This window comes from Herbaspirillum rhizosphaerae, from assembly GCF_001189965.1.
GTDB lineage: Bacteria > Pseudomonadota > Gammaproteobacteria > Burkholderiales > Burkholderiaceae_D > Herbaspirillum > Herbaspirillum rhizosphaerae.
The window spans coordinates 26,150-51,791 of sequence record NZ_LFLU01000024.1 but is presented as its reverse complement, the minus strand read 5'-3'; the positions used below and the strand labels follow the sequence as shown (position 1 = coordinate 51,791).

The window sequence follows — 25,642 nt, the reverse complement described above, 5'->3', positions numbered from 1 at the left end:
TGACACGCAAGACACCGTCTGCACCGGCGTTGAAATGTTCCGCAAGCTGCTGGACCAAGGTCAAGCCGGCGACAACGTTGGCGTGCTGCTGCGCGGCACCAAGCGTGAAGACGTGGAGCGTGGCCAGGTTCTGGCGAAGCCAGGTTCGATCAAGCCGCACAAGCACTTCACAGGCGAGATCTATGTTCTGTCGAAGGACGAAGGCGGCCGTCATACTCCATTCTTCAACAACTACCGTCCACAGTTCTACTTCCGTACCACGGACGTGACTGGTTCGATCGAGTTGCCGAAGGACAAGGAAATGGTTATGCCAGGCGACAACGTGTCGATCACCGTGATGCTGATCAACCCGATCGCGATGGAAGAAGGTCTGCGTTTCGCGATCCGCGAAGGCGGCCGTACTGTCGGCGCGGGTGTGGTTGCCAAGATCTTGGCTGACGCGTAATAGCTCGGTAGCAACTTTTTATCATTGCCGCGGATGGCTGTCATCCGCGGTTCGTTCTTTAAAGGAAAATCATGTCAGTTCCTAGCCAAAAAATCCGTATCCGCCTGAAGGCATTCGACTATCGTCTGATCGACCAATCCGCACTGGAAATCGTCGAAACAGCAAAGCGCACCGGCGCTGTCGTCAAGGGTCCTGTTCCACTGCCAACACGCATCCAACGTTTCGACGTTCTGCGTTCCCCGCACGTCAACAAGACTTCGCGCGATCAATTTGAAATCCGCACGCATCAACGCCTGATGGATATCGTTGATCCAACTGACAAGACTGTCGATGCATTGATGAAGCTGGATCTGCCGGCTGGCGTTGATGTAGAAATCAAGCTGCAATAAGCATTTGCAGCAAGTGTTGTAAAAAGTATGACCGGCTAAGACTTTGACATACCACGACACTGTCGGGTATTGCAAATAAAAATTTACCCGGTTATACTGATCGGCTTCGGTGGAGTCGCGCTGGCTTTTTGCCTCGGCGATTTCACATATTTTAGTAGTACAAACATCAGCCCCGCCCAATCGCAGGCGGGAATGGAGAAAAACAATGAGCCTAGGCCTTGTTGGTCGCAAGGTTGGTATGATGCGTATCTTCACGGAAGACGGGGATTCTATTCCTGTGACTGTGTTGGATGTGTCGAACAACCGCGTGACCCAAATCAAAACGCCTGAAGTGGATGGTTATTCCGCTGTTCAGGTCGCATTCGGTCAGCGTCGCGCCTCGCGTGTGACTAAAGCTGCTGCCGGTCACTACGCCAAAGCTGGCGTCGAAGCCGGGACCGTTCTGAAAGAATTCCGCATTGATGCAGCCAAGGCTGCTGAGTTGAAAGCCGGCGACGTCGTCGCTGCAAGCTTGTTCGAAGCTGGCCAGAAAGTGGACGTGCAAGGCGTGTCCATCGGTAAGGGCTACGCTGGTACGATCAAGCGCTACAACTTCGCATCCGGTCGCGCATCGCACGGTAACTCCCGCTCGCACAATGTTCCAGGCTCCATCGGTATGGCGCAAGATCCAGGTCGTGTTTTCCCTGGTAAGCGCATGACCGGTCACCTGGGTGACGTTACCTGCACAGTGCAAAACCTCGAAATCGCACGCATCGACGCTGAGCGTCAATTGCTGATGGTCAAAGGTGCTGTTCCAGGCGCGAAAAACGGCCAAGTGGTCGTTTCCCCGGCAGTTAAAGTTAAAGTCAAGAAGGGAGCCTAATTCATGGAACTCAAGCTCCTGAATGATCAAGGTCAAGCCGCATCGAACGTCGCTGCTCCTGACACCATCTTTGGTCGTGATTACAACGAAGCGCTGATTCACCAGGTCGTCGTGGCTTATCAAGCCAATGCTCGCAGCGGTAACCGCAAGCAAAAAGACCGTGAAGAAGTGCATCACACAACCAAGAAGCCATGGCGTCAAAAGGGTACTGGCCGCGCTCGTGCCGGTATGTCGTCCTCGCCACTGTGGCGCGGCGGTGGTCGTATTTTCCCGAATTCGCCTGACGAAAACTTCTCGCACAAGGTCAACAAGAAGATGTATCGCGCAGGTGTCTGCTCGATTCTGTCCCAGTTGGCTCGCGAAGGTCGTCTGTCGATCGTCGAGAATTTCTCGGTCGAAGCGCCGAAGACCAAGCTGTTGTCCGAAAAGCTGAAGGTCATGGGTCTGGACTCCGTGCTGGTCATTACTGACGCGCTGGACGAAAACCTGTTGCTCGCGTCGCGCAATCTGCCGAACGTGCTGGTTGTCGAGCCACGTCAAGCTGATCCGGTCTCCCTGGTTTTCTACAAGAAAGTGCTGATCACCAAGCAAGCACTGGCTAAGATTGAGGAGTTGCTGGCATGAACGCAATTAAACATAGCGAAGAGCGCTTGATGAAAGTGCTGCTGGCGCCGGTGATCTCTGAAAAGGCAACCTTCGTCGCTGAGAAAAACGAGCAAGTCGTTTTTCTGGTAACGCAAGATGCGACCAAGCTGGAAGTCAAGGCTGCGGTCGAGCTGCTGTTCAAGGTCGAAGTGGAGTCTGTTCAGGTCGCGAATCGTCAAGGTAAGCAAAAGCGTTCCGGCCGTTCGGTTGGTCGTCGCAACCACACACGTCGCGCATTTGTCAGCCTGAAGCCCGGTCAAGAAATCAACTTCACCGAGGAGGCTAAATAATGGCACTCGTAAAAGTTAAGCCAACCTCGCCCGGTCGGCGCGGTATGGTCAAGGTCGTCAGCGACCTGTACAAAGGTCGTCCATTTGCCGGCCTGATCGAAAAGAAGTCCAAGACTGCTGGTCGTAACAACAACGGTCACATCACCACCCGTCATATCGGTGGCGGCCATAAGCAACACTACCGCGTTGTCGACTTCCGTCGCAACAAGGACGGTATCGTTGCCAAGGTCGAGCGTATCGAATACGACCCGAACCGTACTGCGCACATTGCTCTGCTGTGCTACGCAGACGGCGAACGCAAGTACATCATTGCCCCTAAGGGCATTGCTGTCGGCGATCAGCTGGTCAGCGGTTCCGAAGCGCCTATCAAGGCCGGTAACGCTCTGCCGATCCGCAACATTCCTGTCGGTACAACTATCCACTGCGTGGAAATGTTGCCAGGCAAAGGTGCTCAGATCGCTCGTACCGCCGGCGCCGGCGTTGTGCTGATGGCACGCGAAGGTACTTACGCTCAGGTTCGTCTGCGCTCCGGCGAAGTGCGCCGCATTCACATCGAATGCCGTGCAACGATCGGTGAAGTCGGCAACGGCGAGCACAATCTGCGCAAGATTGGTAAAGCTGGTGCAATGCGTTGGCGCGGTGTTCGCCCGACAGTGCGTGGTGTGGTCATGAACCCGGTCGATCACCCGCACGGTGGTGGTGAAGGTAAGACTGCAGCAGGTCGTCATCCAGTTTCGCCGTGGGGTCAACAGACCAAGGGCAAGAAGACACGCAGCAACAAGCGTACGACTTCAATGATTGTCTCGCGCCGCGGCAAGAAATAAGGATAAAACATGACACGTTCATTGAAAAAAGGTCCATTCTGCGACGCCCACCTGGTCAAAAAGGTTGAGGCAGCTCAAGCGACTAAAGACAAGAAGCCAATCAAGACATGGTCCCGTCGTTCGACAATCATGCCGGATTTCATCGGTTTGACGATCGCGGTGCACAACGGCAAGCAACACGTGCCGGTTTATGTGTCCGAAAACATGGTTGGTCATAAGCTCGGCGAATTCGCGCTGACCCGTACGTTCAAGGGTCACGCTGCCGATAAGAAGGCTAAGAAATAAGGTCCTATGATGGAAACTAAAGCTACCCTGCGTGGTGTGCACCTGTCGGCTCAGAAGGGCCGTCTGGTCGCAGACCTGATCCGCGGCAAAAAAGTTGATCAAGCACTGAATATCTTGGCCTTCAGCCCTAAAAAGGGCGCGGTCATCATCAAGAAGGTTCTGGAGTCCGCAATCGCGAACGCCGAACACAATGATGGCGCCGACATTGACGAGCTCAAAGTCAAGACCATTTATGTGGAAAAAGGTACGGTCCTCAAGCGCTTCACAGCGCGTGCAAAAGGCCGTGGTGATCGTATTTCCAAGCAATCCTGTCACATTTACGTGACTGTCGGAAACTAAGGAGTCACGATGGGACAGAAGATTCATCCAACCGGTTTCCGTCTGGCGGTTACACGTAACTGGGGATCGCGCTGGTATGCAGGCAATAATAATTTTGCCGACATGCTCAACGAAGATCTGAAGGTTCGTGCTTACCTGAAGGCAAAACTGAAGAACGCTTCGGTTGGTCGCGTCGTTATCGAGCGTCCGGCGAAGAATGCCCGCATCACCATTTACAGCTCCCGTCCAGGCGTTGTGATCGGTAAGAAGGGTGAAGACATCGAAGTGCTGAAGGCAGCGCTGGGTAAATTGATGGGCGTGCCAGTGCACGTCAACATCGAAGAAATCCGCAAGCCGGAAGCCGACGCTCAGCTGATCGCTGACTCGATCGCTCAACAGCTCGAAAAGCGTATCATGTTCCGCCGCGCCATGAAGCGTGCGATGCAGAACGCAATGCGTTTGGGTGCTCAGGGCATCAAGATCATGTCGTCCGGTCGTCTGAACGGTATCGAAATCGCCCGTAAGGAATGGTATCGCGAAGGCCGCGTGCCTCTGCACACTCTGCGCGCTGATATCGACTACGGTTTCGGCGAAGCGCAAACCACATACGGCATCATCGGTATCAAGGTTTGGGTTTACAAGGGCGATCGTCTGGCTAACGGCGAAGCACCAGTGTTGGTCGGTGAGCCGGAAGACGACAAGAAGCGTCGCGGTCCACGTCGTGACGATGGCAAGCCAGGTGCTCGTCCTCGTCCGAAGACCGGTGGTGCTCCAGCAGGTGCGGGTGCCAAGCGTGCTCCACGTCAAGCTGCCGATGCCGGTGTGTCGGCTGAGAAAGCAGGAGAATAATCATGCTGCAACCAGCACGTAGAAAATATCGTAAAGAACAAAAAGGTCGCAATACGGGTATCTCGCACTCGCGTGGTACAGCCGTATCGTTTGGTGAGTTCGGTCTGAAAGCAGTTGGTCGTGGTCGTATCACGGCACGTCAGATCGAAGCCGCTCGTCGCGCTATGACCCGTCACATCAAACGTGGCGGTCGTATCTGGATTCGCGTTTTCCCGGACAAGCCGATTTCCCAAAAGCCTGCAGAAGTGCGTATGGGTAACGGTAAGGGTAATCCAGAGTACTACGTGGCTGAAATTCAGCCAGGTAAGATGCTGTACGAGATGGATGGTGTTGACGAAGCTCTGGCGCGTGAAGCGTTCCGCTTGGCAGCAGCCAAATTGCCACTGTCGACGACTTTTGTTGTTCGTCAAGTCGGTCAATAATAGGAGCGGAATATGAAAGCATCTGAACTCCGTGGTAAAGACGAAGCGGCTCTGGCCAAAGAACTGAATGAGCTGTTGAAGGCTCAATTCAGCTTGCGCATGCAAGTGGCTACGCAGCAACTGAACAATACCGCGCAACTGAAGAAAGTACGTCGCGATATCGCACGTGTGAAAACAGTCATCAATTCGAAGGGTCAACAATGAACGATCAAGTGAAACAAGCGCTCAAGCGCACGCTGATTGGCAAGGTTGTGTCCGACAAAATGGATAAGACTGTTACCGTTCTGATCGAGCGTCACGTCAAGCATCCGCTGTACGGCAAAATCATCGTGCGTACCAACAAGTACCACGCTCATGATGAGTCGAATCAAGCGAAGACTGGCGATACCGTCGAGATCCAGGAAGGTCGTCCTATCTCCAAGACCAAAGCTTGGAGCGTGACACGCGTTGTACAAGTGGCACAGATTGTATAAGTAAGGCTTGCAGACTGAGCATTATGGTGCCATAATGCTCAGCTCTTCTTTTGCTTCTTGGTGTTTGGCAAGGGTAAGAGGCAAGATGCAGTTACGTAGCTTAATCGTCCCCTAACTAGCGAGTTCGCTTGCTAACAGGACCAAGACTGACCGCGATTCACATTGTGTGATTTGAGCGGATTAAGTTGGGAAAGAAAATATCATGATTCAAACTGAAAGCCGGCTCGAAGTGGCCGACAACACAGGTGCGCGCGAAGTTTTGTGCATCAAAGTCTTGGGTGGTTCCAAGCGCCGTTACGCAGGCATCGGCGACGTGATTAAAGTTACCGTGAAGAGCGCAGCTCCACGCGGTCGCGTCAAAAAAGGTGAAATTTACAACGCTGTCGTCGTTCGTACCGCTAAGGGCGTGCGTCGTCAGGATGGTTCCCTGGTCAAGTTCGACGGCAATGCTGCCGTTCTGCTGAATGCCAAGCTGGAACCAATCGGTACCCGTATTTTCGGGCCAGTTACTCGTGAGCTGCGTACAGAGCGCTTCATGAAGATCGTCTCTCTGGCGCCTGAAGTTCTGTAAGGAGTGGTCATGGGAAAGATTCGTAAGAACGATGAAGTCATCGTGCTGACCGGCAAAGATAAAGGTAAGCGCGGTGTGGTAACTCAGCGTGTCAGCGCTGATTACGTTGTTGTTGACGGCATTAACGTTGCTAAAAAAGCGACTAAGCCTAATCCAATGACTGGTGCAACTGGCGGCATCGTCGATAAGCTGATGCCAATTCATGTGTCGAACATCGCATTGTTTAATGCTGCGTCCGGCAAGGCAGATCGCGTGGGTTTCAAGAGCGTGGACGGTAAGAAAGTCCGTGCTTACAAATCCAGCGGCGAAGTTGTTAAGGTTTAATAGATCATGGCACGTCTCCAAGAGTTCTATAAAGAAAAAGTCGTTGCCGACTTGACTGCTAAGTACGCTTATAAGTCGGTAATGGAAGTTCCGCGCATTCTGAAGATCACATTGAACATGGGTCTGTCGGAAGCTGTTGCGGATAAGAAAATCATCGAGCACGCTGTCGGCGATTTGACCAAGATTGCTGGTCAAAAGCCGGTCGTGACCAAGGCGCGTAAGGCGATCGCGGGTTTCAAGATCCGTGAAGGCTATCCGATTGGTTGCATGGTGACCCTGCGTGGCGCCCAGATGTACGAGTTCCTGGATCGTTTCATCACCGTGGCTCTGCCGCGCGTGCGTGACTTCCGTGGTGTCTCCGGTCGTGCTTTCGATGGTCGTGGTAACTACAATATCGGTGTGAAAGAGCAGATCATTTTCCCCGAAATTGAATACGACAAAATCGATGCGCTGCGTGGCTTGAATATCAGCATCACGACAACCGCGAAGACCGACGACGAAGCGAAAGCGCTCCTCGCCGCATTTAAATTTCCGTTCAGAAACTGAGGCTGCCATGGCAAAACTGGCACTGATTAACCGTGAACAAAAGCGTGCAGATCTGGTGAAGAAATACGCCGGCAAGCGCGCTGAGTTGAAGGCTATCATCGACGACCAATCCAAGTCGGAAGAAGAACGTTACGAAGCGCGCCTGAAGTTGCAAGCGCTGCCGCGTAACTCGGCTCCGACCCGCCAACGTAACCGTTGCGCACTGACAGGTCGTCCACGTGGCACATTCCGTAAATTCGGTTTGGGCCGTATTAAGGTCCGTGAAATCGCCATGCGTGGTGAAATCCCGGGTTTGACTAAAGCCAGCTGGTAATAGGAGAACAAGCAATGAGTATGAGCGATCCTATCGCCGATATGCTGACCCGTATCCGCAATGCGCAAGTTGTGCAAAAAACGACCGTAGCAATGCCGTCGTCGAAAGTCAAAATCGCAATTGCAAACGTCCTCAAGGACGAGGGCTATATCGAAGATTTCGCCGTGGCTGAAGCCGGCGGCAAAGCAGAACTGAAAATCGGCCTGAAGTACTACGCCGGTCGTCCAGTTATCGAGCGCCTCGAGCGCGTGTCCCGTCCTGGCCTGCGTATTTACAAAGGCAAAGACGAGATTCCTAACGTGATGAACGGCCTGGGTGTGGCAATCGTTTCCACTCCACGTGGCGTCATGACAGATCGCAAAGCGCGCGCTACCGGTGTCGGTGGTGAAGTGATTTGCTACGTGGCCTAAGGAGTGCAATATGTCTCGTGTTGGTAAAATGCCGATTGCACTGCCGAGTGGCGCGGAAGCGACCATTACTGCAGCGCAGATCACAGTAAAAGGCCCGTTGGGCTCGCTTTCCCAGCCATTGACTGGCCTGGTGAAGGTTGCAAACAACAATGGCACGCTGAACTTCGAGGCTGCAAATGACAGCCGTGAAGCAAATGCGATGTCCGGTACCCTGCGTGCGTTGGTCAATAACATGGTCAACGGTGTCACTAAGGGTTTCGAAAAGAAGCTGAACTTGGTTGGTGTGGGTTTCCGCGCTCAAGCACAAGGCGACAAGCTGAATCTGTCGCTGGGCTTTTCGCACCCAGTCGTTCACCAGATGCCACAAGGCATCAAGTGTGAAACCCCGACTCAAACCGAGATCTTAATCAAGGGTATCGACCGCCAAGTTGTTGGCCAGGTCGCCGCTGAAATCCGTGCATATCGTCAGCCAGAGCCATACAAGGGCAAGGGCGTTCGTTATTCGGATGAAGTGGTTGTACTCAAAGAAACCAAGAAGAAGTAATAGGGGTTGACGATGGACAAGAAACAATCACGTCTGCGCCGCGCGACTCAAACCCGTGCCAAGATCGCAGAATTAAAGGTCAATCGCCTGGCCGTGCATCGTACCAACACGCACATCTACGCGAGCATCATCGGCCCCGACGCAAACGTTCTGGCTTCGGCATCGACGTTGGAAGCAGAAGTGCGCCAACAGTTGGCAGGCCAAACCGGCAAGGGCGGCAACGCTGCTGCCGCGACACTGGTAGGCAAGCGCGTCGCCGAGAAGGCACTGAAAGCTGGAGTCACCGAAGTAGCGTTTGACCGCTCCGGTTTCCGTTATCACGGTCGCGTCAAAGCGCTGGCTGAAGCTGCGCGTGAAGCCGGCCTGAAGTTCTAAGGAAAATCATCATGGCAAAAATGCAATCCAAAACGCAAAGCGACAAGCCAGATGACGGCATGCGCGAAAAAATGATCGCGGTCAACCGTGTCACCAAAGTGGTGAAGGGTGGTCGTATCATGGGTTTCGCAGCGCTGGCAGTTGTTGGTGACGGCGATGGCCGCATCGGCATGGGCAAGGGCAAGTCGAAGGAAGTGCCAGTTGCAGTGCAAAAGGCAATGGAAGAAGCCCGTCGCAAGATGATCAAAGTCACCTTGAAGAACGGTACTCTGCAACACACAGTCACCGGCAAGCACGGCGCATCGTCTGTTCTGATGTCGCCGGCTAAAGACGGTACTGGCGTGATCGCCGGTGGTCCAATGCGCGCAATTTTCGAAGTGATGGGCGTGACCAACGTCGTTGCTAAGTCGAATGGTTCTACCAATCCTTACAACATGGTCCGTGCAACACTCGACGGTTTGGCCAAAATGAACACTCCAGCAGAAATTGCAGCCAAGCGCGGCAAGTCTGTTGAAGATATCCTGGGCTAAGGTGAAACAGATGGCAAACACAATCAAAGTACAACTGGTCAAGGGTTTGATCGGTACTCGCCAAGACCACCGTGCAACAGTGCGCGGTCTGGGACTGCGTCGCGTTAATTCGGTCTCCGAATTGCAAGACACTCCATCGGTTCGCGGCATGATCAACAAAGTGTCCTATCTTGTGAAAGTGGTTTCGTAAGCCCCCGGCTTGCGAACGGAGCAAATCATGGAATTAAACACAATCCAACCCGCAGATGGCGCCAAGCACTACAAGCGTCGCGTCGGTCGTGGTATCGGTTCTGGCCTAGGTAAGACAGCCGGCCGTGGTCACAAGGGTCAAAAATCGCGTTCGGGCGGTTTCCATAAAGTCGGTTTCGAAGGCGGTCAGATGCCTCTGCAACGCCGTCTGCCAAAGCGTGGTTTCAAATCGCTGGCAACGCCGTACAAGGCTGAAGTTCGTTTGTCCGACCTGGAAAGCCTGCCAGTATCCGAAATCGACATCCTGGCATTGAAGCAAGCCGGCGTCATCGGTGAATTGGCCAAGGTTGTCCGTATCATTTTGTCGGGCGAGCTGACCAAAAAAGTAACAGTCAAAGGTCTGATTGCTACCAAGGGCGCTAAAGCAGCTATTGAAGCTGCCGGTGGTTCGGTAGCTTAATCTGACAGTTGACGCGGAGCATTAATTGGCGACTACACCCCAACTTGCTAAAGGCGCTGCAAAAGGTTTCCCTTGGGGCCGTTTGTGGTTTTTGCTGGCAGCATTAGTTGTATATCGCATCGGTGCTCACATTCCTGTGCCAGGAATTGACCCGACGCAGTTGGCGCAATTGTTCAAACAAAATCAGGGCGGCATTCTGGGCATGTTCAACATGTTCTCCGGTGGTGCTCTGTCGCGTTTCACAATTTTCGCTCTTGGGATCATGCCGTATATCTCGGCGTCGATCATCATGCAGTTGTTGTCGGTCGTATCGCCGCAACTGGAAGCGTTGAAAAAAGAAGGTGAAGCTGGTCGTCGCAAGATTACTCAGTACACCCGCTACGGCACTCTGGTGCTGGCAACGTTCCAGGCGCTGGGTATTGCTGTCGCATTGGAATCGCAAGCTGGTCTTGTGTTGGATCCGGGTCTGGCGTTCCGCCTGACGACGGTGGTGACGCTGGTGACCGGTACGATGTTCCTGATGTGGTTGGGCGAGCAAATTACAGAGCGTGGCCTGGGTAATGGTATTTCCATCATTATCTTTGCCGGTATCGCAGCTGGTTTGCCGAACGCATTGGGTGGTTTGTTTGAGCTGGTCCGTACAGGCTCGATGAACGCATTGTCGGCAATTCTGATCTGCCTGATTGTCGCCCTGGTGACTTTCCTGGTGGTGTTCATTGAACGCGGCCAGCGCAAGATCCTGGTGAATTATGCGAAGCGTCAGGTTGGTAACAAGATTTACGGCGGTCAAAGCAGTCATTTGCCGTTGAAGCTGAATATGGCTGGTGTGATTCCTCCTATTTTCGCTTCGTCGATCATCTTGTTCCCGGCGACGATTACGAGCTGGTTCACTTCCGGCGACACATCGAATCCTTTCGTTCGTTTTCTGAAGGATTTGGCAGCATCGATGGCGCCAGGTGAACCGATTCATGCGCTGCTGTATGCGATCGCAATTGTTTTCTTCTGTTTTTTCTACACTGCGTTGGTATTCAACAGCAAAGAAACTGCAGATAACCTGAAAAAGAGCGGTGCGTTTGTTCCCGGTATTCGTCCTGGTGACCAGACAGCACGCTACATCGACAAGATCTTGATGCGCTTGACGTTGGCTGGTGCGGTGTACATCACACTGGTTTGCTTGTTGCCGGAATTCCTGATCGCACGTTGGAAGGTGCCTTTCTACTTCGGTGGAACTTCCCTTCTGATTATTGTGGTCGTCACCATGGATTTCATGGCGCAGGTTCAGAATTATGTAATGTCACAGCAGTATGAATCGTTGCTTCGTAAAGCAAATTTCAAGGGCGGCATGACTTCACGATAGGTGAAGGGTAGCGCCCAAAGGAACAGACGCGGAATGGCAAAAGACGACGTTATTCAGATGCAAGGCGAGATTCTGGAGAATCTGCCTAATGCGACATTCAGAGTTAAGTTGGAAAACGGACATGTTGTACTCGGCCATATTTCCGGGAAAATGCGGATGAACTATATTCGCATCCTCCCAGGAGATAAGGTGACAGTGGAACTGACTCCTTATGATTTGAGCCGGGCACGTATCGTGTTCCGTACCAAGTAGTGTGAAACGAACCTAGTATTGAAAGAAAGAGGGCCACAATGAAAGTGCTCGCATCAGTTAAGCGGATCTGCCGCAACTGCAAAATCATCAAGCGCAAAGGCGTAGTTCGTGTTATCTGCACAGAACCGCGTCATAAACAGCGCCAAGGTTAATTTAACGTTATTGATCGAGGAATAACGCATGGCACGTATTGCAGGGGTGAATATCCCCAACCATCAGCACACTGTTATCGGCCTGACAGCCATCTACGGTGTTGGCCGCCCACGCGCAGAAGAAATCTGCGTCGCTACGGGTGTTCCGACCAACAAAAAGGTCAAGGATCTGGACGATAACGAGCTGGAAAAGCTTCGTGACGAAATTGCAAAATTCGTCGTCGAAGGTGACCTGCGTCGCGAACTGTCCATGAACATCAAGCGTTTGATGGATCTGGGCTGCTACCGTGGTATGCGTCACCGTAAGGGCTTGCCTTGCCGTGGCCAACGTACCCGCACCAATGCACGTACTCGCAAGGGTCCGCGCAAGGCCGCTCAATCGTTGAAGAAATAATCCCCTAGCGTCTCTGTAACTGCTAGTCGGTTCGGAATCAAGGAAATAATTATGGCAAAAGCCCCAAATAACGCCGCAGCAGCACGTGTGCGCAAGAAAGTTAAGAAGAACGTTGCAGAAGGTATCGCTCACGTTCACGCTTCGTTCAACAATACCATCATCACGATCACTGATCGCCAAGGTAATGCTTTGTCTTGGGCGACTTCGGGCGGTGCCGGTTTCAAGGGTTCGCGTAAATCGACTCCGTTTGCTGCTCAGGTCGCTGCTGAAGCTGCCGGCAAGGTTGCAATCGAATGCGGTATCAAGAATCTGGAAGTTCGCATCAAGGGCCCAGGCCCAGGTCGTGAATCGGCTGTGCGCGCACTGAACAATCTGGGCATCAAGATCACCCAGATCCAGGACGTGACTCCGGTCCCGCACAACGGCTGCCGCCCACCAAAGCGTCGTCGTATCTAATCTGTAGTATAATCTTGCGCTTTCGCCGAATACGCGGAAGTGTCGGAAATCACCCGCCAATGACCTTGGCGGGTTTTGTTCTTAAGCCCACTGTTTGATCGCACGCAGATCAAACTAGCGTTCAGGCCAGCGATGGCTTTGGGACGTCATTTAATAAAGGAAATACCGTGGCACGTTATATCGGACCAAAAGCAAAACTTTCCCGCCGCGAAGGCACCGACCTGTTCCTGAAGAGCGCACGCCGCTCGCTGGATTCCAAGTGCAAACTGGATTCCAAGCCAGGCCAACACGGTCGCACTTCGGGCGCTCGTACTTCGGATTACGGCAACCAATTGCGCGAAAAGCAAAAGGTCAAGCGTATCTACGGCGTGCTCGAGCGCCAATTCCGCCGCTACTTCGCTGAAGCGGACCGTCGCAAGGGCAACACCGGCGAAACACTGCTGAAGTTGCTGGAAGCCCGTCTGGACAACGTCGTTTATCGCATGGGCTTCGGCTCGACCCGCGCTGAAGCGCGTCAGCTGGTGTCCCACAAGGCGCTGACTGTCAACGGTATCGTCGTGAACATCGCTTCGTACCAGGTCAAAGCAGGCGACGTCGTTGCCGTTCGCGAAAAGGCCAAGAAGCAAGTGCGTATCGCTGAAGCCCTGTCGCTGGCTGAGCAATCCGGTTTCCCATCGTGGGTTTCCGTCGATGCCAAGAAGCTCGAAGGTACTTACAAGACTTCCCCGGACCGTAACGAAATCGCTAACGACGTCAACGAATCGCTGATCGTCGAATTGTATTCGCGTTAATCCGTACCCTGATTTTCCCCGTGCCCACCTCTCGGTGGGCATTTTTCCGACATGCCATCAGCCTTATCGGTGTAACGAACCGAGGGTATTGAAAAGGACATTTCATGCAAAATAGTTTGTTGAAGCCACGTATTATCGAAGTTGAAGCGCTCGGCGCCGGTCACGCCAAAGTCGTGATGGAACCGTTCGAACGTGGTTATGGCCACACCCTGGGCAACGCGCTGCGCCGCGTTCTGCTGTCGTCGATGATCGGTTATGCCCCAACCGAAGTCACCATCGCCGGCGTTGTACATGAATATTCGTCCCTCGACGGCGTGCAGGAAGACGTCGTGGACATCCTGCTGAACCTGAAGGGCGTGGTCTTCAAGTTGCATAACCGCGACGAAGTCACTCTGACCCTGAAGAAAGAAGGCGAAGGCGTGGTGCTGGCATCGGATATCGATCTGCCGCACGATGTCGAGCTGATCAACCCTGATCACGTGATCGCCAACCTGACCGCAGGCGGCAAGCTGGACATGCAGATCAAGGTCGAAAAGGGCCGCGGCTACGTGCCGGGTAATGTTCGTCGTCTGTCCGAAGATGCCAACAAGACCATCGGTCGCATCATCCTGGACGCGTCGTTCTCGCCGGTGCGCCGTGTTTCCTACGCTGTCGAATCGGCGCGTGTGGAACAACGTACCGACCTGGACAAGCTGGTCATCAACATCGAAACCAACGGTGTGATCACACCGGAAGAAGCGATCCGTCAATCGGCGCGCGTCCTGGTTGATCAACTGAACGTGTTCGCTGCTCTGGAAGGTACCGAAGCGACTGCCGAAGCTCCATCGCGCGCACCGCAAGTCGATCCTATCCTGCTGCGTCCGGTCGACGATCTGGAACTGACTGTCCGTTCGGCAAACTGCCTGAAGGCCGAAAACATTTACTACATTGGCGATCTGATCCAACGTAGCGAAAATGAACTGCTGAAGACACCGAACCTGGGCCGCAAGTCCCTGAACGAAATCAAGGAAGTTCTGGCATCCCGCGGTCTGACCCTGGGCATGAAGCTGGAAAACTGGCCGCCAGCCGGCCTGGAAAAGTAATCACGCAATGATGGCGGACGGTTGAAAAGCCGTTCGCCATGCGAAGCAAGGCAGTAAAGAATCAAGCAGCACCGAAGTAGAAGCAACAAGTCCTGGCAACAGGCAATCACCTAATCGATACCGGTCCGCGGCAACTAGACACTGCCGATAGAAGAGCTGGATTAAAACTGTAATCTGAAAGGAAATATCATGCGTCACCGTCACGGTCTCCGTAAACTGAATCGTACTTCTTCGCACCGCCTGGCAATGCTGCGCAACATGACAGTATCCCTGCTGCGTCACGAAGCCATCAAGACAACCCTGCCAAAAGCCAAGGAACTGCGCCGCGTCGTCGAGCCTATCCTGACTCTGGGCAAGACCGACACACTGGCTAACAAGCGTCTGGCATTCTCCCGCCTGCGCGACCGCGAAATCGTCGGCAAGCTGTTCTCCGAACTGGGCCCACGCTACGCTACCCGTAACGGCGGCTACCTGCGTATCCTGAAAATGGGTTTCCGCGTCGGCGACAATGCACCGATGGCTTTCGTTGAGCTGGTCGATCGTCCGGACGTCTCCGAAGAAGCGCCAAGCGTTGAGTAATCTCCGCTGCATGCAGACATCGCGTCAAGCACGATGAAGAAAAGCCAGGCTATGCCTGGCTTTTTGCATTTCGGCGTCGGTGAAAAGAGGCGCTCCGTATGCTGATCCGATCCGGGATCACTGGAACAAGTCGAGAGGCTGGCGGTCGAACAGGGACATGAGAGGGCATGCCGGTGCTGAGGTCGTGCAGAGGCCGCGCCAAGGTCGGACTCAACAACGCAATCCTGAGACACCATCGCCACAGTCGTAGCGACAATCGCATGACGATGTCAGACCGCACCGCAGTGGTTGCACCAGCGCCACCTAACTTCGCTATCATCGTGGCACGCCAGGCGGCGTCGCAATCATTCGCGGCAGGCGACGTTGCCACGGCAAGCACAGCATCGCAGACCTGACAGTGGCAATGCTGTCCGGATTCAACATCGCAGCGTCAGGAAGCCATGACAGAGACACCGATACTTTCAGTCAGCAAGCTGCACAAAGCCTTTGGCGTAGGTGCCGAGCGCACGTCCATCATCAATGACCTGTCCTTTGCATTGCGTACCGGCGAATGCTACGGATTGCTCGGTCCCAACGGCGCAGGGAAAACGACTACCTTGCGGCTTTGCCTGGGGTTGTCTGTTCCCGACAGCGGCGAGATTCGGCTGAGCGGCAAGCCCATCCCTGATCAGGCCCGGACGGCGCGCATGCATGTCGGCGTGGTGCCGCAGGCGGACAATCTCGATCCCGACTTCACGGTGCAGGAAAATCTTCAGGTTTTCGGCCGCTACTTCGGCATTGCAGATGCCGTGATGACTCAGCGTATTCCGGATCTGCTCGAATTTGCCAATCTGTCGGCCAAGAAAGACGCGCGCATCGGCGAACTGTCCGGCGGCATGAAGCGCAGATTGACGCTGGCGCGCGCCTTGGTCAACGATCCCGACCTGATCTTCATGGACGAGCCGACCACCGGTCTTGATCCGCAGGCGCGCCACATGATCTGGGAGCGCCTCAAAAGCCTGCTCGCGCGCGGCAAGACGATTTTGTTGACCACCCATTTCATGGATGAGGCCGAACGCCTGTGCGATCGTCTCGCCGTCATCGATCACGGCAGGATGATTGCGGAGGGTTCGCCGCAGGATCTGATTGCGCAGCATATCGAAGCCGAGGTCATCGAGGCCTACGGCGAGAATGCCCGGGCCTGGGCGGAACGGCATGGTCGCGACCACGCCGCGCGTATCGAGCACAGCGGTGAAACGGCATTTTGCTACACCAATGATGCGCAATCGCTGCTGACGACCTTACCGCACGTACAAGGCGTGCGCTACCTGCACCGGCCGGCGAATCTCGAAGACCTCTTCCTCAAGCTGACCGGCCGCGAAATGCGAGATTGAGAACAAGGGAAAAACATGACAAGCATCTACGCCGTTCCTGCATTCTCGCTGCGCTTCTACCCGATCTGGCGACGCAACTTTCTGGTCTGGAAAAAGCGGATGGTCGCCAGCGTGCTCGGCAATATCGCGGACCCGCTGATCACGCTGATTGCGTTCGGCTACGGCCTGGGCAGCATGCTCAAAGAGGTCGACGGCATTCCCTACGTCCACTATCTCGCTTCGGGTTCGATCTGCATGTCGGTGATGATGGCGTCGTCGTTCGAGGCGCTGTATTCTGCCTACTCGCGCATGAGCGTGCAGCGTACCTGGGATGCGCTGATGAACGCGCCGCTGGCGTTGGACGACATCGTGCTGGCCGAACTGCTGTGGAGCGCGTCCAAATCGCTCTTCAGCGGCGTCGCCATTCTCTGCGTCATGTTCGCGCTGGGCATCGGATTGCATGTGCCGGTGCTGCTGGTATTGCCGGTGCTGTTTCTGGCCGGCATGACCTTCGCCGCGCTCGGCCTGATCATGAATGCGTTGGCCCGCAGCTACGACTTCTTTACTTGCTATTTCACGCTGGTCCTGACGCCGATGGTTTTTCTGTCGGGCGTGTATTATCCGGTTGCGCAGATGCCGTCGTGGTTGCAATTGATATCGCAGTTTCTGCCGCTGAGCGCCGCCGTCAATCTGGTGCGGCCGCTGGTGCTGGGCGGCTGGCCGCAGGCGTCGCTGCTGGACCTGGCGATACTGGCCGTGTATTGTTGCGGCGGCTTTTACGTGGCGATGATTTTCACGCGCCGCCGGTTCTGACGTTGCCGCCAACAACGCTTTGGGGAGATGTGTCATGGAACAAGCCCTGCTCGTACTGAGCAACGTGCCTGACGTAGAACTGGCCGGCCGCATCGCGCGCACGCTGGTGGAACAACGACTGGCCGCCTGCGTCAATATCATGCCTGCGGTACAGTCGGTATATCAGTGGCAAGGGGCCATCGAGCATGCCAGCGAGCTTACGCTGATGGTCAAGACCACGCAGGCGCGTTACGCTGAGCTGGAAGCGGCAATCAAGGCCGCGCATCCGTATGAGGTACCCGAGATCATCGCCATCCCGATTGCCGCCGGCTTGCCGGCCTACCTGAACTGGATCGTTGCAGAAACAAGGAAAGAGTTGAATGTTTAAGCGTTTGCTGGCCGCCGTAACACACGGCATCGTGGGAGGAAGCTGGAAAAACCGCATGGCGGCGGCACTGCTGCCGGTGCCGATCACAATCCTCATGGCGATGGCGCCGGCGACCGCGCATGCGGAAGACTACCTGGCGCCGGAAGTGGCGTTCAACTTTTCCGCCAAGATGCTGGACGCCAAGACGCTGGAAGTCGACTATGCGATCGCCGACGGCTACTACATGTACCGCGATCGCTTCCATTTCAAAGCGGAAGGCGCGACACTCGGTCAACCCGATTTCCCCCACGGCAAGGTCAAGTACGACGACAATTTCCAGAAGGAAGTCGAGACCTATCACAACAGCGTCAGCATTCGCATTCCGGTTGAAGCTGCCGGCCCGTTCAAGCTGACCGCGACCGGGCAGGGCTGCGCCGATAAGGGGCTGTGCTATCCGCCGATGGACACTGTCGCCATCCTGTCGCCGGACGCCATCGGCCAGGTGATGAAAGCCGGGGCCGCCGACGGCGCTGCTGCAGCAGGCAATAGCGCAGCAGAGGCAGATGCTACCGACATGGACAGGATCAGCGCCGTTCTCAAGAGCGGCAAACTGCTGGCCGTGCTGTCGCTGTTCTTCCTGTTCGGCATCGGCTTGTCGTTTACGCCGTGTGTCTTGCCCATGGTGCCCATCCTGTCCTCCATCATCGTCGGCGAAGGCGCGCAGTCCAGCCGCAGACGCGGCCTGCTGCTGTCGGTGACCTATGTGCTTGGCATGGCGCTGGTCTACACCGTCCTGGGCGTCGCCGCCGGCATGATAGGCGAAGGCTTGTCGGCGGCCTTGCAGAATCACTGGGTGCTCGGCCTGTTCGCCTTGCTGATGGTGGGATTGTCGCTGGCTATGTTCGATTTCTATCAATTGCAGGTGCCGTCGGCATTGCAGTCCAAGCTGACCCAGGCGTCCGAGCAGCAGGGCGGCGGCAAGCTGGCGGGTGTCTTCATCATGGGCGCCATCTCGGCGCTGATCGTCGGCCCGTGCGTCGCTGCACCACTGGCCGGCGCCTTGCTCTACATCAGCCAGACGCGCGACGTGGTGTTGGGCGGCAGCGCCTTGTTCGCCTTGGCGATCGGCATGGGCGTGCCATTGCTGATCATCGGTGCATCGGCCGGCGCCTTGTTGCCGCGCGCCGGCGGCTGGATGGAATCGGTCAAGCGCTTCTTCGGCGTGCTGATGCTGGCCACCGCACTGTGGATGGTCTCGCCGGTCATTCCCGCATGGCTGTTTGTCGCCGGCTGGGCGGCGCTGGGCATTGCTTATGGCGCGTACCTGCTGTGGAGCCCGCCGGTGCGCTGGACCTCGCGCGCCCTCGGTCTGGTGTTTGCCGCGTTGGGATTGCTGCAACTGGTGAGCGTCGCCACGGGCGGGCGCGATGTCTTGGCGCCCTTGTCGCATCTGCGCGGCGGAAGTGGTGCCCAGGCTGCGCATACCGACTTCGTGCGCGTGCGCTCGATTGCCGAGCTCGATGCCGCGCTGGCGCAGACCGGCGGCAAGCCGGCGCTGCTCGACTTCTATGCAGACTGGTGCGTCTCCTGCAAGGAGATGGAAAAATTCACTTTCACCGATGCGCGCGTGCGTGAGCAGTTTTCGAAAATGGTCCTGCTGCAGATCGACGTCACCGCCAACAACGCCGACGACAAAGCCATGCTCAAGCGCTTCCAGCTGTTCGGGCCGCCGGGCATCATCCTGTTTGATCGTCAGGGGCGTGAATTGCCTGGCAAGCGCGTGATCGGCTATCAGAACGCGGACCAGTTTTTGCAGAGCCTGCAAGCCGTCCGGTAAGGCCTCGGCGGCGATTGATTTGTCATAGCCTGAAGTTATTAGGTTACGCATTAATAGTTGTTGAAACGTGACCGGCGCGGACTTATAGTTAACGCCCTGTTCTGGATGCGTCTCGCACTTTGTCGAAGCGCATTTCCCTTACTACTTTCATGACCAAGGAGACTGAGATGACCTTACGTTTGGGCGATACCGCACCGGATTTCGAGCAAGATTCTTCCATCGGCAAAATCAAGTTCCACGAGTGGGCGGGCGATTCCTGGGTGGTCCTGTTCTCGCACCCGGCCGACTTCACGCCGGTCTGCACCACCGAGCTGGGCCTGACCGCCAAACTCAAACCTGAATTCGACAAGCGCAACGTCAAGGCCATCGCCTTGTCGGTGGACGGCGCCGAAGCGCATAACCAGTGGATCAAGGACATCGAAGACACGCAAAAGACCGTGGTCGGTTTCCCTATCGTTGCCGACGTCGACAAGAAAGTCGCCGGCCTGTACGACATGATCCACCCGAACCAGTCGGAAACCGCGACAGTCCGTTCGCTCTTCATCATCGATCCGAAGAAGAAGGTGCGCCTGATCATCACCTACCCGATGAGCACTGGCCGCAACTTCGACGAAGTGCTGCGCGTGCTGGATGCGCTGCAACTGACCGACGGCTACACCGTCGCCACGCCGGGCAACTGGAAAGACGGCGACGACGTCATCATCCCCTTGTCGGTCAAGGACGAAGAAGTCATCAAGCAAAAGTATCCAAAGGGTTATACGTCGCCACGTCCGTATCTGCGCATCACGCCGCAGCCGAACAAATAAGCTGACGTTCAGGCATCATCAAAAAGCGCTCCAGACCGGGGCGCTTTTTTTACGTCCGTCGCAACCGCCGAAGCTATGCCAGTTCCGGCGGCACTTCGGCAAATTCGTCGATGAACAACTGCGCCACCGACGAGCGCATGCTGCCGTGGCGCGTCACCAACTGATACGGCTCGCTGCGCGACTGCAGCGCCAGCGGCAGGATGGTGGTCATGCCGAAGCGGGTGCAGAACTGCGCCACGTCGACCGACATCAGCGCCACGAAGGAGGGGTTCCTCTGCAACAGCGACAAGGTGGTGAAGGCCGAGGTGGTTTCCAGCAGATGCAGCGGGAAGCGCAGGTTGGCTTCGTGGAATTCGCGCTCCAGCAGCAGCCGCATCGGCATGTTGGCCGAATACACCACCCAGCGCGAATCTGCCAGATCGGCCAGTTGCAGCGTTTGCCGCTGCGCCAGCGGATGATGGATATTGGCCACCACCGCCAGCTTTTCATTGTGGATATTGACGCTGTCGTACAGGTGCGGCTGCTGGCTGATGCTGGTGCGGCAGATCGCCATGTCCAGCCGGCCCTGATCCAGCATGCGCAGCAGCCGCGCGCTGGTGTCTTCGACGATTTCCACCGACAGGGCGGGGCGCTTCTCCAGCAAACGTGTCAGCGCATCCGTCAGCAGCGGCACCGCGCCCATGATCACGCCCAGCGCCAGCCGTCCGCCATGGCCTTGGAGGATGCCGATCATGTCTTCGCGCAGGTGGGCCAGATCGGTCTGGATCAGGCGCGCATAGCGGATCACGCAATGGCCGAGGTCGGTGGCCTCCAATCCGCGGTTGGTACGCACGAACAATTGCGCGCCCAGGGTCGTCTCAATCTCTTGCAAAGCCTTGCTGGCGCCGGGTTGTGTCAGTGCAACCTGCTCCGCCGCCTTGAGCAGCGAGCCGTGGTCGGCGAGCGCTGTCAGCAGCCGCAGTTGCTTCAGATGCAGGCGGGACGTGATGGAGCTGAGGGAGGGGATATCTTGCATCGTTTTATATGAGTCCGAGTTATAGCTGTATCAGCAGCTCTCATTAGGCAAAGCGCCATGATTGGCATACAGTTTCGCCTCTAAAGCTTGATTTGTGCAGGGAAAATGCCATGCGCAAAGACCTTCGGAGAGCGCCGGGTCCGAATGGCACTGCAAGTATATCTATAACTTTAAGGCTATGTAATGGCACTGATTAACTACATTACCCAGGTTCAGTTCGACTACGGCGCGCTGGCGCTGCTGCAGCAGGAATGCGACCGCATCGGCATCCGCAAGCCGTTGATCGTCACCGACATGGGTATCCGCAACGCCGGCATCCTCGACAAGGTCGTGGCCCAGTTGAAAGACGGCGCGCAAGTCGCGGTCTTCGACCAGACTCCGCCTAATCCGAATGAAACCGCCGTGCGTGCTGCGGTCAAGATGTTCCGCGACGGCGCTTGCGACGGCATCATCGCCGTCGGCGGCGGTTCCTCGATCGACCTCGCCAAGGGCGTGGCCGTGTGCGGCACGCATGAAGGCACGCTGAAATCCTTCGCCCTGATCGAAGGCGGCCTGGCCAACATTACCGCCAAGACCGCGCCGGTGATCGCCATCCCGACCACCGCCGGCACCGGCAGCGAAGTCGGCCGCGGCGCCATCCTGATCCTCGACGACGGCCGCAAGGTCGGCGTGTTGTCGCCGTACCTGGTGCCGCGCCTGGCGATCTGCGATCCGGAGCTGACGCTGAATCTGCCGGCCATGATGACCGCCGCCACCGGCATGGACGCGATTGCGCACTGCCTGGAAACCTTCATGGCGCCGTCCTTCAATCCGCCGGCCGACGGCATCGCGCTGGACGGTTTGTGGCGTGCCTGGGCGCACATCGAACGCGCCACCAAAGAACCGCACGACCGCGAAGCGCGCCTGAACATGATGAGCGCATCGATGCAAGGCGCGATGGCGTTCCAGAAGGGTCTCGGCTGCGTGCATAGCCTGAGTCATTCGCTGGGCGGCATCAATCCGCGCCTGCACCACGGCACCCTGAACGCGATCTTCCTGCCGGCCATCATCGAGTTCAACAAGGATGCCGAATCGGTCATCAAGGAAAAGAAGCTGGCGCGTATGGCGCACGCCATGGGCTTGACGAACGAAGCCGACATCGGCCCGGCGATCAAGGACATGAGCAAGCGCCTCGGCCTGCCGACCGGCCTGGCCGAACTGGGCGTGACCGAAGACATGTTCCCCAAGATCATCAAGGGCGCGCTGGCCGACCACAGCCACAAAACCAATCCGCGTGTCGCGTCGGAAGACGACTACACGCGCATGCTCACACAATCGATGTAAACGGAGAGAGACAAATGACCATCCTCGGACACAACTACATTGGTGGCGCACGCAGCGGCAAGGGCGACGTCAAGTTGCTCAGCATCGCAGCAGCGACCGGCGAAGCCCACGCCGTTCCATTCCTGACCGCGACCGAAGCGGAAGTCAGCGCCGCGGTGGATGCCGCCAGCGCAGCCTACCCGGTGTATCGCGCACTGTCGTCGGAAGCACGCGCCAAATTCCTCGATGCCATCGCAGAAGAAATCGACGCCCTCGGCGACGACTTCATCGCTGAAGTGTCGCGCGAAACCGCCTTGCCGGCAGCGCGTCTGCAAGGCGAGCGCAGCCGCACCAGCAACCAGATGCGTCTGTTCGCCAAGGTCTTGCGTCGTGGCGATTTCTACGGTGCACGCATTGACACGGCATTGCCGCAACGCCAGCCCTTGCCGCGTCCCGATTTGCGTCAATATCGCATCGGCGTCGGTCCAGTGGGCGTGTTCGGTGCCAGCAATTTCCCGTTGGCGTTTTCGGTGGCCGGCGGCGATACCGCAGCAGCACTGGCAGCCGGTTGCCCGGTGGTATTCAAGGCCCACAGTGGCCATCTGATCACGTCCGAGCTGGTAGCTGACGCCATCGAGCGCGCCGTCAAGCGCAGCGGCGTGCCGGCCGGTACCTTCAACATGATCTACGGCGATCGCGTCGGTGCGCAACTGGTCAAGAGCGCCGGTATCCAGGCGGTCGGTTTCACCGGTTCGCTGCGCGGCGGTCGCGCCTTGTGCGACATGGCCGCAGCGCGTCCGCAACCGATTCCTGTGTTCGCGGAAATGTCGAGCATCAATCCAATCATCCTGTTGCCGCAAGCATTGGCAACACGCGGCGAAGCGATTGCCCGCGACCTGATCGCCTCGGTTGTGGTCGGCGTCGGCCAGTTGTGCACCAGCCCGGGCCTGGTGCTGGGCGTGCGTTCGCCGGAACTGACCAAGTTCATCGAACAACTGCGTGAAGCGATGGCAGCACAATCGCCGCAAACCATGCTCAACAGCGCCGGTCTGAAGACCTACGGCGGCGGGGTGGAGCGCCTGAGCAAGGTCCCGGGCGTGGTCGCCGTTGCCGCCGGCGGCAGCAGCGATACCCAGGCCGTGCCGCACTTGTTCAAGGCCGAAGCGTCGGTGTTGTTCACCAAGGATGCGCCGCTGGAAGAAGAAGTGTTCGGCCCGGCAACGGTCATCGTCGAGCTGGAAAGCCGCGAACAACTGATCGACTTCGCGCGCAACATGCACGGTCAGCTGACCGCGACGCTGCAGGCGCAACCGGAAGATCTGCGCGCCTATCAGGACCTGATCGCGCTGCTGGAACACAAGGCCGGTCGTCTGCTGGTCAACGGTTTCCCGACCGGCGTGGAAGTCAGCGATGCGATGGTGCACGGCGGTCCGTATCCGGCGACTTCCGATTCGCGCGGCACCTCGGTGGGCACGCTGGCGATCGATCGTTTCCTGCGTCCGATCTGTTATCAGAACTATCCGGACGAACTGTTGCCGGCGGCGTTGCAAAACGCCAATCCGCTGGGCCTGATGCGTCTGGTCGACGGCGAGCAAACCAAGGACGTCGTGAAGGATTCGCGTACTGCGTGATGGATGGAGATGGATTGATGTGAACAGGGAGGTGGCGCGCAATCGTCCATGACATTGCGCGCCATGGCAGGACCATAACAACAGAGGAGACGGGTTTGAAGAAATTTCTGAAACTGGCAGCGCTGTCCGCTGCAATGTGCGCAGCATTCGCAAGCAATATGACGGCGGCCAACGCCGCCGGCGACACCATCAAGATCGGCTTCATCACCGACCTGTCCGGCACCTATGCCGACATGGACGGCCAGGGCGGCATCGAAGCCATCAAGATGGCGATTGCGGACGCCGGCGGCACCATCAACGGCAAGAAGGTCGAATTCGTTTTCGCCGACCACCAGAACAAGGCCGACATCGCCGCCAATAAGGCGCGTGAATGGTTCGACCGCGACGGCGTCGACATGCTGATCGGCGGCGTCAATTCCGCAGCTAGCCTGGCGATGGGTAAAGTCGCCGGTGAAAAGAAAAAGGTGTTCATCTCGGTCGGCGCCGGCACTACTCGCCAGACCAATGAAGAATGCAACGCCTACACCATCCAGTACGCCTATGACACCACTGCGCTGGCGCGCGGCACGGGCGCTGCCATCACCAAGCAAGGCGGCAAGTCGTGGTACTTCGTGACGGCCGATTATGCGTTCGGCACCTCGCTGGAAAAAGACACCAGCGATGTGGTCAAGGCCGGCGGCGGCAGTGTTGTCGGTCAGGTGCGCGCACCGCTGGCGACGTCCGACTTCTCGTCCTTCCTGCTGCAGGCGCAATCCTCCAAGGCGCAAATCTTGGGCCTGGCAGTGGCGGGCGGCGACGTGATCAACGCCATCAAGGCGGCCAATGAATTCGGCGTGAACAAGACGATGAAGCTGGCAGGTCTGCTGATCTTCATCACCGATACGCATTCGCTGGGTCTGCAAGTCACGCAAGGCATGTACCTGACCGACGGCTGGTACTGGGATCTGAACGACCAGTCGCGCGCATGGGGCAATCGTTACTTCGGCAAGATGAAGAAGATGCCGACGATGTTCCAGGCCGGCGATGCCTCGGCTGTGGGCCAGTACCTGAAGGCGGTCAAGGCGGTCGGCAGCACCGACGCCGACAAGATCATGGACTACCTGCGCAAGAACAAGATCAACGACTTTTATACCTCCAACGGTGTGGTGCGTCCCGACGGCCGCATGGTGCACGACATGTATCTGATGGAAGTGAAAAAGCCGTCCGAATCCAAGCGCCCATGGGATTACTACAAGCTGGTGCAGACGATTCCTGGAGATCAGGCTTACATGACCAAGGCGGAGTCGAAGTGCTCCTTGTGGAAATAAACGTCAACTGAATATCAACGAAATATCAACCTGTCTTTGGACCGTAGCGAGAGGTCATCAGCCGGTGGCGGACGGAGCGGACGAACCGGAATGTACTTAAGTACAT

The 25,642-nt window shown here is 56.6% G+C and carries 39 protein-coding genes; 38 read left to right on the top strand and 1 reads right to left on the bottom strand.

Annotated features, from left to right (window positions below):
• The 35 genes from AKL25_RS22425 to AKL25_RS22260 form a co-directional block, all read left to right on the top strand.
• Positions 1–445: EF-Tu C-terminal domain-related protein (locus AKL25_RS22425; RefSeq protein ID WP_240475836.1), on the top strand; the 445-nt coding region annotated here is incomplete at its 5' end.
• 71 nt (positions 446–516) lie between these two features.
• On the top strand, positions 517–834 hold the full coding sequence (gene rpsJ / locus AKL25_RS22420) for a 30S ribosomal protein S10 (protein WP_017453024.1): 318 nt from the start codon (positions 517–519) through the stop codon (positions 832–834).
• Between the two features lie 205 nt (positions 835–1,039).
• A complete protein-coding gene (gene rplC / locus AKL25_RS22415; protein ID WP_007875299.1) occupies positions 1,040–1,696 on the top strand; it encodes a 50S ribosomal protein L3 in 657 nt (218 codons plus the stop codon).
• Between the two features lie 3 nt (positions 1,697–1,699).
• The gene (rplD, locus tag AKL25_RS22410; RefSeq protein ID WP_050479921.1) at positions 1,700–2,320 is read left to right on the top strand and encodes a 50S ribosomal protein L4; all 621 of its coding nucleotides are present in this window, start codon (positions 1,700–1,702) and stop codon (positions 2,318–2,320) included.
• Positions 2,317–2,631, top strand: coding sequence for a 50S ribosomal protein L23 (gene rplW, locus AKL25_RS22405; protein ID WP_050479920.1), 315 nt, complete (start codon positions 2,317–2,319; stop codon positions 2,629–2,631). The genes rplD and rplW overlap by 4 nt, the downstream gene beginning before the upstream one ends.
• Complete coding sequence (gene rplB / locus AKL25_RS22400; protein WP_050479919.1) at positions 2,631–3,455, top strand: 50S ribosomal protein L2; 825 nt, start codon at positions 2,631–2,633, stop codon at positions 3,453–3,455. The genes rplW and rplB overlap by 1 nt, the downstream gene beginning before the upstream one ends.
• A gap of 9 nt (positions 3,456–3,464) precedes the next feature.
• On the top strand, positions 3,465–3,740 hold the full coding sequence (gene rpsS, locus AKL25_RS22395) for a 30S ribosomal protein S19 (RefSeq protein WP_007875308.1): 276 nt from the start codon (positions 3,465–3,467) through the stop codon (positions 3,738–3,740).
• Positions 3,741–3,746: 6 nt separating this feature from the next.
• Positions 3,747–4,079: a 50S ribosomal protein L22 gene (gene rplV, locus AKL25_RS22390; RefSeq protein WP_183381547.1), complete on the top strand. Its 333-nt coding sequence runs from the start codon at positions 3,747–3,749 to the stop codon at positions 4,077–4,079.
• 9 nt (positions 4,080–4,088) lie between these two features.
• Positions 4,089–4,907, top strand: coding sequence for a 30S ribosomal protein S3 (gene rpsC, locus AKL25_RS22385; protein WP_050479918.1), 819 nt, complete (start codon positions 4,089–4,091; stop codon positions 4,905–4,907).
• A gap of 2 nt (positions 4,908–4,909) precedes the next feature.
• Complete coding sequence (rplP, locus tag AKL25_RS22380; protein ID WP_007875315.1) at positions 4,910–5,329, top strand: 50S ribosomal protein L16; 420 nt, start codon at positions 4,910–4,912, stop codon at positions 5,327–5,329.
• Between the two features lie 12 nt (positions 5,330–5,341).
• Positions 5,342–5,533, top strand: coding sequence for a 50S ribosomal protein L29 (gene rpmC / locus AKL25_RS22375; RefSeq protein ID WP_007875317.1), 192 nt, complete (start codon positions 5,342–5,344; stop codon positions 5,531–5,533).
• The gene (gene rpsQ, locus AKL25_RS22370) at positions 5,530–5,802 is read left to right on the top strand and encodes a 30S ribosomal protein S17 (RefSeq protein ID WP_007875319.1); all 273 of its coding nucleotides are present in this window, start codon (positions 5,530–5,532) and stop codon (positions 5,800–5,802) included. The genes rpmC and rpsQ overlap by 4 nt, the downstream gene beginning before the upstream one ends.
• A gap of 202 nt (positions 5,803–6,004) precedes the next feature.
• Entirely contained in the window at positions 6,005–6,373 is a 369-nt protein-coding gene (rplN, locus tag AKL25_RS22365) for a 50S ribosomal protein L14 (protein WP_006464924.1), read from the top strand.
• A gap of 9 nt (positions 6,374–6,382) precedes the next feature.
• Positions 6,383–6,697 carry a 50S ribosomal protein L24 gene (rplX, locus tag AKL25_RS22360; RefSeq protein ID WP_050479917.1) on the top strand — a complete coding sequence of 105 codons (315 nt, stop codon included), beginning with the start codon at positions 6,383–6,385 and terminating at the stop codon, positions 6,695–6,697.
• A 6-nt stretch (positions 6,698–6,703) separates the two neighbouring features.
• Complete coding sequence (rplE, locus tag AKL25_RS22355; protein ID WP_007875323.1) at positions 6,704–7,243, top strand: 50S ribosomal protein L5; 540 nt, start codon at positions 6,704–6,706, stop codon at positions 7,241–7,243.
• A gap of 7 nt (positions 7,244–7,250) precedes the next feature.
• Positions 7,251–7,556 (top strand): 30S ribosomal protein S14, encoded by a 306-nt coding sequence (rpsN, locus tag AKL25_RS22350; RefSeq protein WP_007875333.1) that lies wholly within the window; start codon positions 7,251–7,253, stop codon positions 7,554–7,556.
• Positions 7,557–7,570: 14 nt separating this feature from the next.
• Positions 7,571–7,966, top strand: a complete 396-nt coding sequence (gene rpsH, locus AKL25_RS22345) for a 30S ribosomal protein S8 (protein WP_007875335.1) — start codon at positions 7,571–7,573, stop codon at positions 7,964–7,966.
• 10 nt (positions 7,967–7,976) lie between these two features.
• Positions 7,977–8,510: a 50S ribosomal protein L6 gene (gene rplF, locus AKL25_RS22340; RefSeq protein WP_007875337.1), complete on the top strand. Its 534-nt coding sequence runs from the start codon at positions 7,977–7,979 to the stop codon at positions 8,508–8,510.
• 12 nt (positions 8,511–8,522) lie between these two features.
• Positions 8,523–8,885, top strand: coding sequence for a 50S ribosomal protein L18 (gene rplR / locus AKL25_RS22335; protein WP_007875338.1), 363 nt, complete (start codon positions 8,523–8,525; stop codon positions 8,883–8,885).
• Positions 8,886–8,896: 11 nt separating this feature from the next.
• Positions 8,897–9,415, top strand: a complete 519-nt coding sequence (gene rpsE / locus AKL25_RS22330) for a 30S ribosomal protein S5 (protein ID WP_007875340.1) — start codon at positions 8,897–8,899, stop codon at positions 9,413–9,415.
• A 10-nt stretch (positions 9,416–9,425) separates the two neighbouring features.
• Positions 9,426–9,605, top strand: a complete 180-nt coding sequence (gene rpmD, locus AKL25_RS22325; protein WP_007875342.1) for a 50S ribosomal protein L30 — start codon at positions 9,426–9,428, stop codon at positions 9,603–9,605.
• Between the two features lie 27 nt (positions 9,606–9,632).
• The gene (rplO, locus tag AKL25_RS22320) at positions 9,633–10,064 is read left to right on the top strand and encodes a 50S ribosomal protein L15 (protein WP_050479916.1); all 432 of its coding nucleotides are present in this window, start codon (positions 9,633–9,635) and stop codon (positions 10,062–10,064) included.
• Positions 10,065–10,089: 25 nt separating this feature from the next.
• Positions 10,090–11,421, top strand: coding sequence for a preprotein translocase subunit SecY (gene secY, locus AKL25_RS22315; RefSeq protein WP_050479915.1), 1,332 nt, complete (start codon positions 10,090–10,092; stop codon positions 11,419–11,421).
• A 33-nt stretch (positions 11,422–11,454) separates the two neighbouring features.
• Positions 11,455–11,673 (top strand): translation initiation factor IF-1, encoded by a 219-nt coding sequence (infA, locus tag AKL25_RS22310; protein WP_005663428.1) that lies wholly within the window; start codon positions 11,455–11,457, stop codon positions 11,671–11,673.
• 38 nt (positions 11,674–11,711) lie between these two features.
• Positions 11,712–11,825: a 50S ribosomal protein L36 gene (rpmJ, locus tag AKL25_RS23970; protein WP_014004415.1), complete on the top strand. Its 114-nt coding sequence runs from the start codon at positions 11,712–11,714 to the stop codon at positions 11,823–11,825.
• Positions 11,826–11,853: 28 nt separating this feature from the next.
• On the top strand, positions 11,854–12,219 hold the full coding sequence (rpsM, locus tag AKL25_RS22305) for a 30S ribosomal protein S13 (protein ID WP_007875348.1): 366 nt from the start codon (positions 11,854–11,856) through the stop codon (positions 12,217–12,219).
• Positions 12,220–12,270: 51 nt separating this feature from the next.
• The gene (rpsK, locus tag AKL25_RS22300; protein WP_007875349.1) at positions 12,271–12,675 is read left to right on the top strand and encodes a 30S ribosomal protein S11; all 405 of its coding nucleotides are present in this window, start codon (positions 12,271–12,273) and stop codon (positions 12,673–12,675) included.
• 167 nt (positions 12,676–12,842) lie between these two features.
• The gene (gene rpsD, locus AKL25_RS22295) at positions 12,843–13,466 is read left to right on the top strand and encodes a 30S ribosomal protein S4 (protein WP_016836019.1); all 624 of its coding nucleotides are present in this window, start codon (positions 12,843–12,845) and stop codon (positions 13,464–13,466) included.
• A gap of 104 nt (positions 13,467–13,570) precedes the next feature.
• Complete coding sequence (locus tag AKL25_RS22290) at positions 13,571–14,548, top strand: DNA-directed RNA polymerase subunit alpha (protein WP_007875351.1); 978 nt, start codon at positions 13,571–13,573, stop codon at positions 14,546–14,548.
• Positions 14,549–14,737: 189 nt separating this feature from the next.
• Positions 14,738–15,127, top strand: a complete 390-nt coding sequence (gene rplQ / locus AKL25_RS22285) for a 50S ribosomal protein L17 (protein WP_050479914.1) — start codon at positions 14,738–14,740, stop codon at positions 15,125–15,127.
• Positions 15,128–15,567: 440 nt separating this feature from the next.
• Positions 15,568–16,500, top strand: coding sequence for an ATP-binding cassette domain-containing protein (locus AKL25_RS22280; protein WP_050479913.1), 933 nt, complete (start codon positions 15,568–15,570; stop codon positions 16,498–16,500).
• Between the two features lie 15 nt (positions 16,501–16,515).
• Entirely contained in the window at positions 16,516–17,292 is a 777-nt protein-coding gene (locus AKL25_RS22275) for an ABC transporter permease (protein WP_050479912.1), read from the top strand.
• 34 nt (positions 17,293–17,326) lie between these two features.
• Positions 17,327–17,659 carry a divalent-cation tolerance protein CutA gene (cutA, locus tag AKL25_RS22270; protein WP_050479911.1) on the top strand — a complete coding sequence of 111 codons (333 nt, stop codon included), beginning with the start codon at positions 17,327–17,329 and terminating at the stop codon, positions 17,657–17,659.
• Between the two features lie 55 nt (positions 17,660–17,714).
• Positions 17,715–19,475 carry a protein-disulfide reductase DsbD gene (dsbD, locus tag AKL25_RS22265; RefSeq protein ID WP_050479927.1) on the top strand — a complete coding sequence of 587 codons (1,761 nt, stop codon included), beginning with the start codon at positions 17,715–17,717 and terminating at the stop codon, positions 19,473–19,475.
• 167 nt (positions 19,476–19,642) lie between these two features.
• Positions 19,643–20,281, top strand: a complete 639-nt coding sequence (locus tag AKL25_RS22260) for a peroxiredoxin (protein WP_007875357.1) — start codon at positions 19,643–19,645, stop codon at positions 20,279–20,281.
• A 73-nt stretch (positions 20,282–20,354) separates the two neighbouring features.
• Here AKL25_RS22260 and AKL25_RS22255 read toward each other — a convergent pair whose 3' ends face one another.
• Positions 20,355–21,296, bottom strand: a complete 942-nt coding sequence (locus tag AKL25_RS22255; RefSeq protein ID WP_050479910.1) for a LysR family transcriptional regulator — start codon at positions 21,294–21,296, stop codon at positions 20,355–20,357.
• Positions 21,297–21,479: 183 nt separating this feature from the next.
• Between AKL25_RS22255 and AKL25_RS22250 the strand changes: the two genes are divergently transcribed.
• From AKL25_RS22250 to AKL25_RS22240, 3 genes are all read left to right on the top strand, one after another.
• On the top strand, positions 21,480–22,619 hold the full coding sequence (locus AKL25_RS22250) for an iron-containing alcohol dehydrogenase (protein WP_050479909.1): 1,140 nt from the start codon (positions 21,480–21,482) through the stop codon (positions 22,617–22,619).
• 14 nt (positions 22,620–22,633) lie between these two features.
• Entirely contained in the window at positions 22,634–24,229 is a 1,596-nt protein-coding gene (locus AKL25_RS22245) for an aldehyde dehydrogenase (NADP(+)) (RefSeq protein ID WP_050479908.1), read from the top strand.
• A gap of 134 nt (positions 24,230–24,363) precedes the next feature.
• A complete protein-coding gene (locus AKL25_RS22240) occupies positions 24,364–25,536 on the top strand; it encodes an ABC transporter substrate-binding protein (protein ID WP_420840727.1) in 1,173 nt (390 codons plus the stop codon).
• Positions 25,537–25,642: the final 106 nt, after the last annotated feature.

What these genes read in the sequence shown, in the direction of transcription:
- rpsJ (WP_017453024.1), top strand. Translation starts at nt 517, where the DNA reads ATGTCAGTTCCTAGCCAAAAAATCCGTATCCGCCTGAAGGCATTCGAC.
- rplC (WP_007875299.1), top strand. Translation starts at nt 1,040, where the DNA reads ATGAGCCTAGGCCTTGTTGGTCGCAAGGTTGGTATGATGCGTATCTTC.
- rplD (WP_050479921.1), top strand. Translation starts at nt 1,700, where the DNA reads ATGGAACTCAAGCTCCTGAATGATCAAGGTCAAGCCGCATCGAACGTC.
- rplW (WP_050479920.1), top strand. Translation starts at nt 2,317, where the DNA reads ATGAACGCAATTAAACATAGCGAAGAGCGCTTGATGAAAGTGCTGCTG.
- rplB (WP_050479919.1), top strand. Translation starts at nt 2,631, where the DNA reads ATGGCACTCGTAAAAGTTAAGCCAACCTCGCCCGGTCGGCGCGGTATG.
- rpsS (WP_007875308.1), top strand. Translation starts at nt 3,465, where the DNA reads ATGACACGTTCATTGAAAAAAGGTCCATTCTGCGACGCCCACCTGGTC.
- rplV (WP_183381547.1), top strand. Translation starts at nt 3,747, where the DNA reads ATGATGGAAACTAAAGCTACCCTGCGTGGTGTGCACCTGTCGGCTCAG.
- rpsC (WP_050479918.1), top strand. Translation starts at nt 4,089, where the DNA reads ATGGGACAGAAGATTCATCCAACCGGTTTCCGTCTGGCGGTTACACGT.
- rplP (WP_007875315.1), top strand. Translation starts at nt 4,910, where the DNA reads ATGCTGCAACCAGCACGTAGAAAATATCGTAAAGAACAAAAAGGTCGC.
- rpmC (WP_007875317.1), top strand. Translation starts at nt 5,342, where the DNA reads ATGAAAGCATCTGAACTCCGTGGTAAAGACGAAGCGGCTCTGGCCAAA.
- rpsQ (WP_007875319.1), top strand. Translation starts at nt 5,530, where the DNA reads ATGAACGATCAAGTGAAACAAGCGCTCAAGCGCACGCTGATTGGCAAG.
- rplN (WP_006464924.1), top strand. Translation starts at nt 6,005, where the DNA reads ATGATTCAAACTGAAAGCCGGCTCGAAGTGGCCGACAACACAGGTGCG.
- rplX (WP_050479917.1), top strand. Translation starts at nt 6,383, where the DNA reads ATGGGAAAGATTCGTAAGAACGATGAAGTCATCGTGCTGACCGGCAAA.
- rplE (WP_007875323.1), top strand. Translation starts at nt 6,704, where the DNA reads ATGGCACGTCTCCAAGAGTTCTATAAAGAAAAAGTCGTTGCCGACTTG.
- rpsN (WP_007875333.1), top strand. Translation starts at nt 7,251, where the DNA reads ATGGCAAAACTGGCACTGATTAACCGTGAACAAAAGCGTGCAGATCTG.
- rpsH (WP_007875335.1), top strand. Translation starts at nt 7,571, where the DNA reads ATGAGTATGAGCGATCCTATCGCCGATATGCTGACCCGTATCCGCAAT.
- rplF (WP_007875337.1), top strand. Translation starts at nt 7,977, where the DNA reads ATGTCTCGTGTTGGTAAAATGCCGATTGCACTGCCGAGTGGCGCGGAA.
- rplR (WP_007875338.1), top strand. Translation starts at nt 8,523, where the DNA reads ATGGACAAGAAACAATCACGTCTGCGCCGCGCGACTCAAACCCGTGCC.
- rpsE (WP_007875340.1), top strand. Translation starts at nt 8,897, where the DNA reads ATGGCAAAAATGCAATCCAAAACGCAAAGCGACAAGCCAGATGACGGC.
- rpmD (WP_007875342.1), top strand. Translation starts at nt 9,426, where the DNA reads ATGGCAAACACAATCAAAGTACAACTGGTCAAGGGTTTGATCGGTACT.
- rplO (WP_050479916.1), top strand. Translation starts at nt 9,633, where the DNA reads ATGGAATTAAACACAATCCAACCCGCAGATGGCGCCAAGCACTACAAG.
- infA (WP_005663428.1), top strand. Translation starts at nt 11,455, where the DNA reads ATGGCAAAAGACGACGTTATTCAGATGCAAGGCGAGATTCTGGAGAAT.
- rpmJ (WP_014004415.1), top strand. Translation starts at nt 11,712, where the DNA reads ATGAAAGTGCTCGCATCAGTTAAGCGGATCTGCCGCAACTGCAAAATC.
- rpsM (WP_007875348.1), top strand. Translation starts at nt 11,854, where the DNA reads ATGGCACGTATTGCAGGGGTGAATATCCCCAACCATCAGCACACTGTT.
- rpsK (WP_007875349.1), top strand. Translation starts at nt 12,271, where the DNA reads ATGGCAAAAGCCCCAAATAACGCCGCAGCAGCACGTGTGCGCAAGAAA.
- AKL25_RS22290 (WP_007875351.1), top strand. Translation starts at nt 13,571, where the DNA reads ATGCAAAATAGTTTGTTGAAGCCACGTATTATCGAAGTTGAAGCGCTC.
- rplQ (WP_050479914.1), top strand. Translation starts at nt 14,738, where the DNA reads ATGCGTCACCGTCACGGTCTCCGTAAACTGAATCGTACTTCTTCGCAC.
- AKL25_RS22280 (WP_050479913.1), top strand. Translation starts at nt 15,568, where the DNA reads ATGACAGAGACACCGATACTTTCAGTCAGCAAGCTGCACAAAGCCTTT.
- AKL25_RS22275 (WP_050479912.1), top strand. Translation starts at nt 16,516, where the DNA reads ATGACAAGCATCTACGCCGTTCCTGCATTCTCGCTGCGCTTCTACCCG.
- cutA (WP_050479911.1), top strand. Translation starts at nt 17,327, where the DNA reads ATGGAACAAGCCCTGCTCGTACTGAGCAACGTGCCTGACGTAGAACTG.
- dsbD (WP_050479927.1), top strand. Translation starts at nt 17,715, where the DNA reads ATGGCGGCGGCACTGCTGCCGGTGCCGATCACAATCCTCATGGCGATG.
- AKL25_RS22260 (WP_007875357.1), top strand. Translation starts at nt 19,643, where the DNA reads ATGACCTTACGTTTGGGCGATACCGCACCGGATTTCGAGCAAGATTCT.
- AKL25_RS22255 (WP_050479910.1), bottom strand. Translation starts at nt 21,296, where the DNA reads ATGCAAGATATCCCCTCCCTCAGCTCCATCACGTCCCGCCTGCATCTG.
- AKL25_RS22250 (WP_050479909.1), top strand. Translation starts at nt 21,480, where the DNA reads ATGGCACTGATTAACTACATTACCCAGGTTCAGTTCGACTACGGCGCG.
- AKL25_RS22245 (WP_050479908.1), top strand. Translation starts at nt 22,634, where the DNA reads ATGACCATCCTCGGACACAACTACATTGGTGGCGCACGCAGCGGCAAG.
- AKL25_RS22240 (WP_420840727.1), top strand. Translation starts at nt 24,364, where the DNA reads ATGTGCGCAGCATTCGCAAGCAATATGACGGCGGCCAACGCCGCCGGC.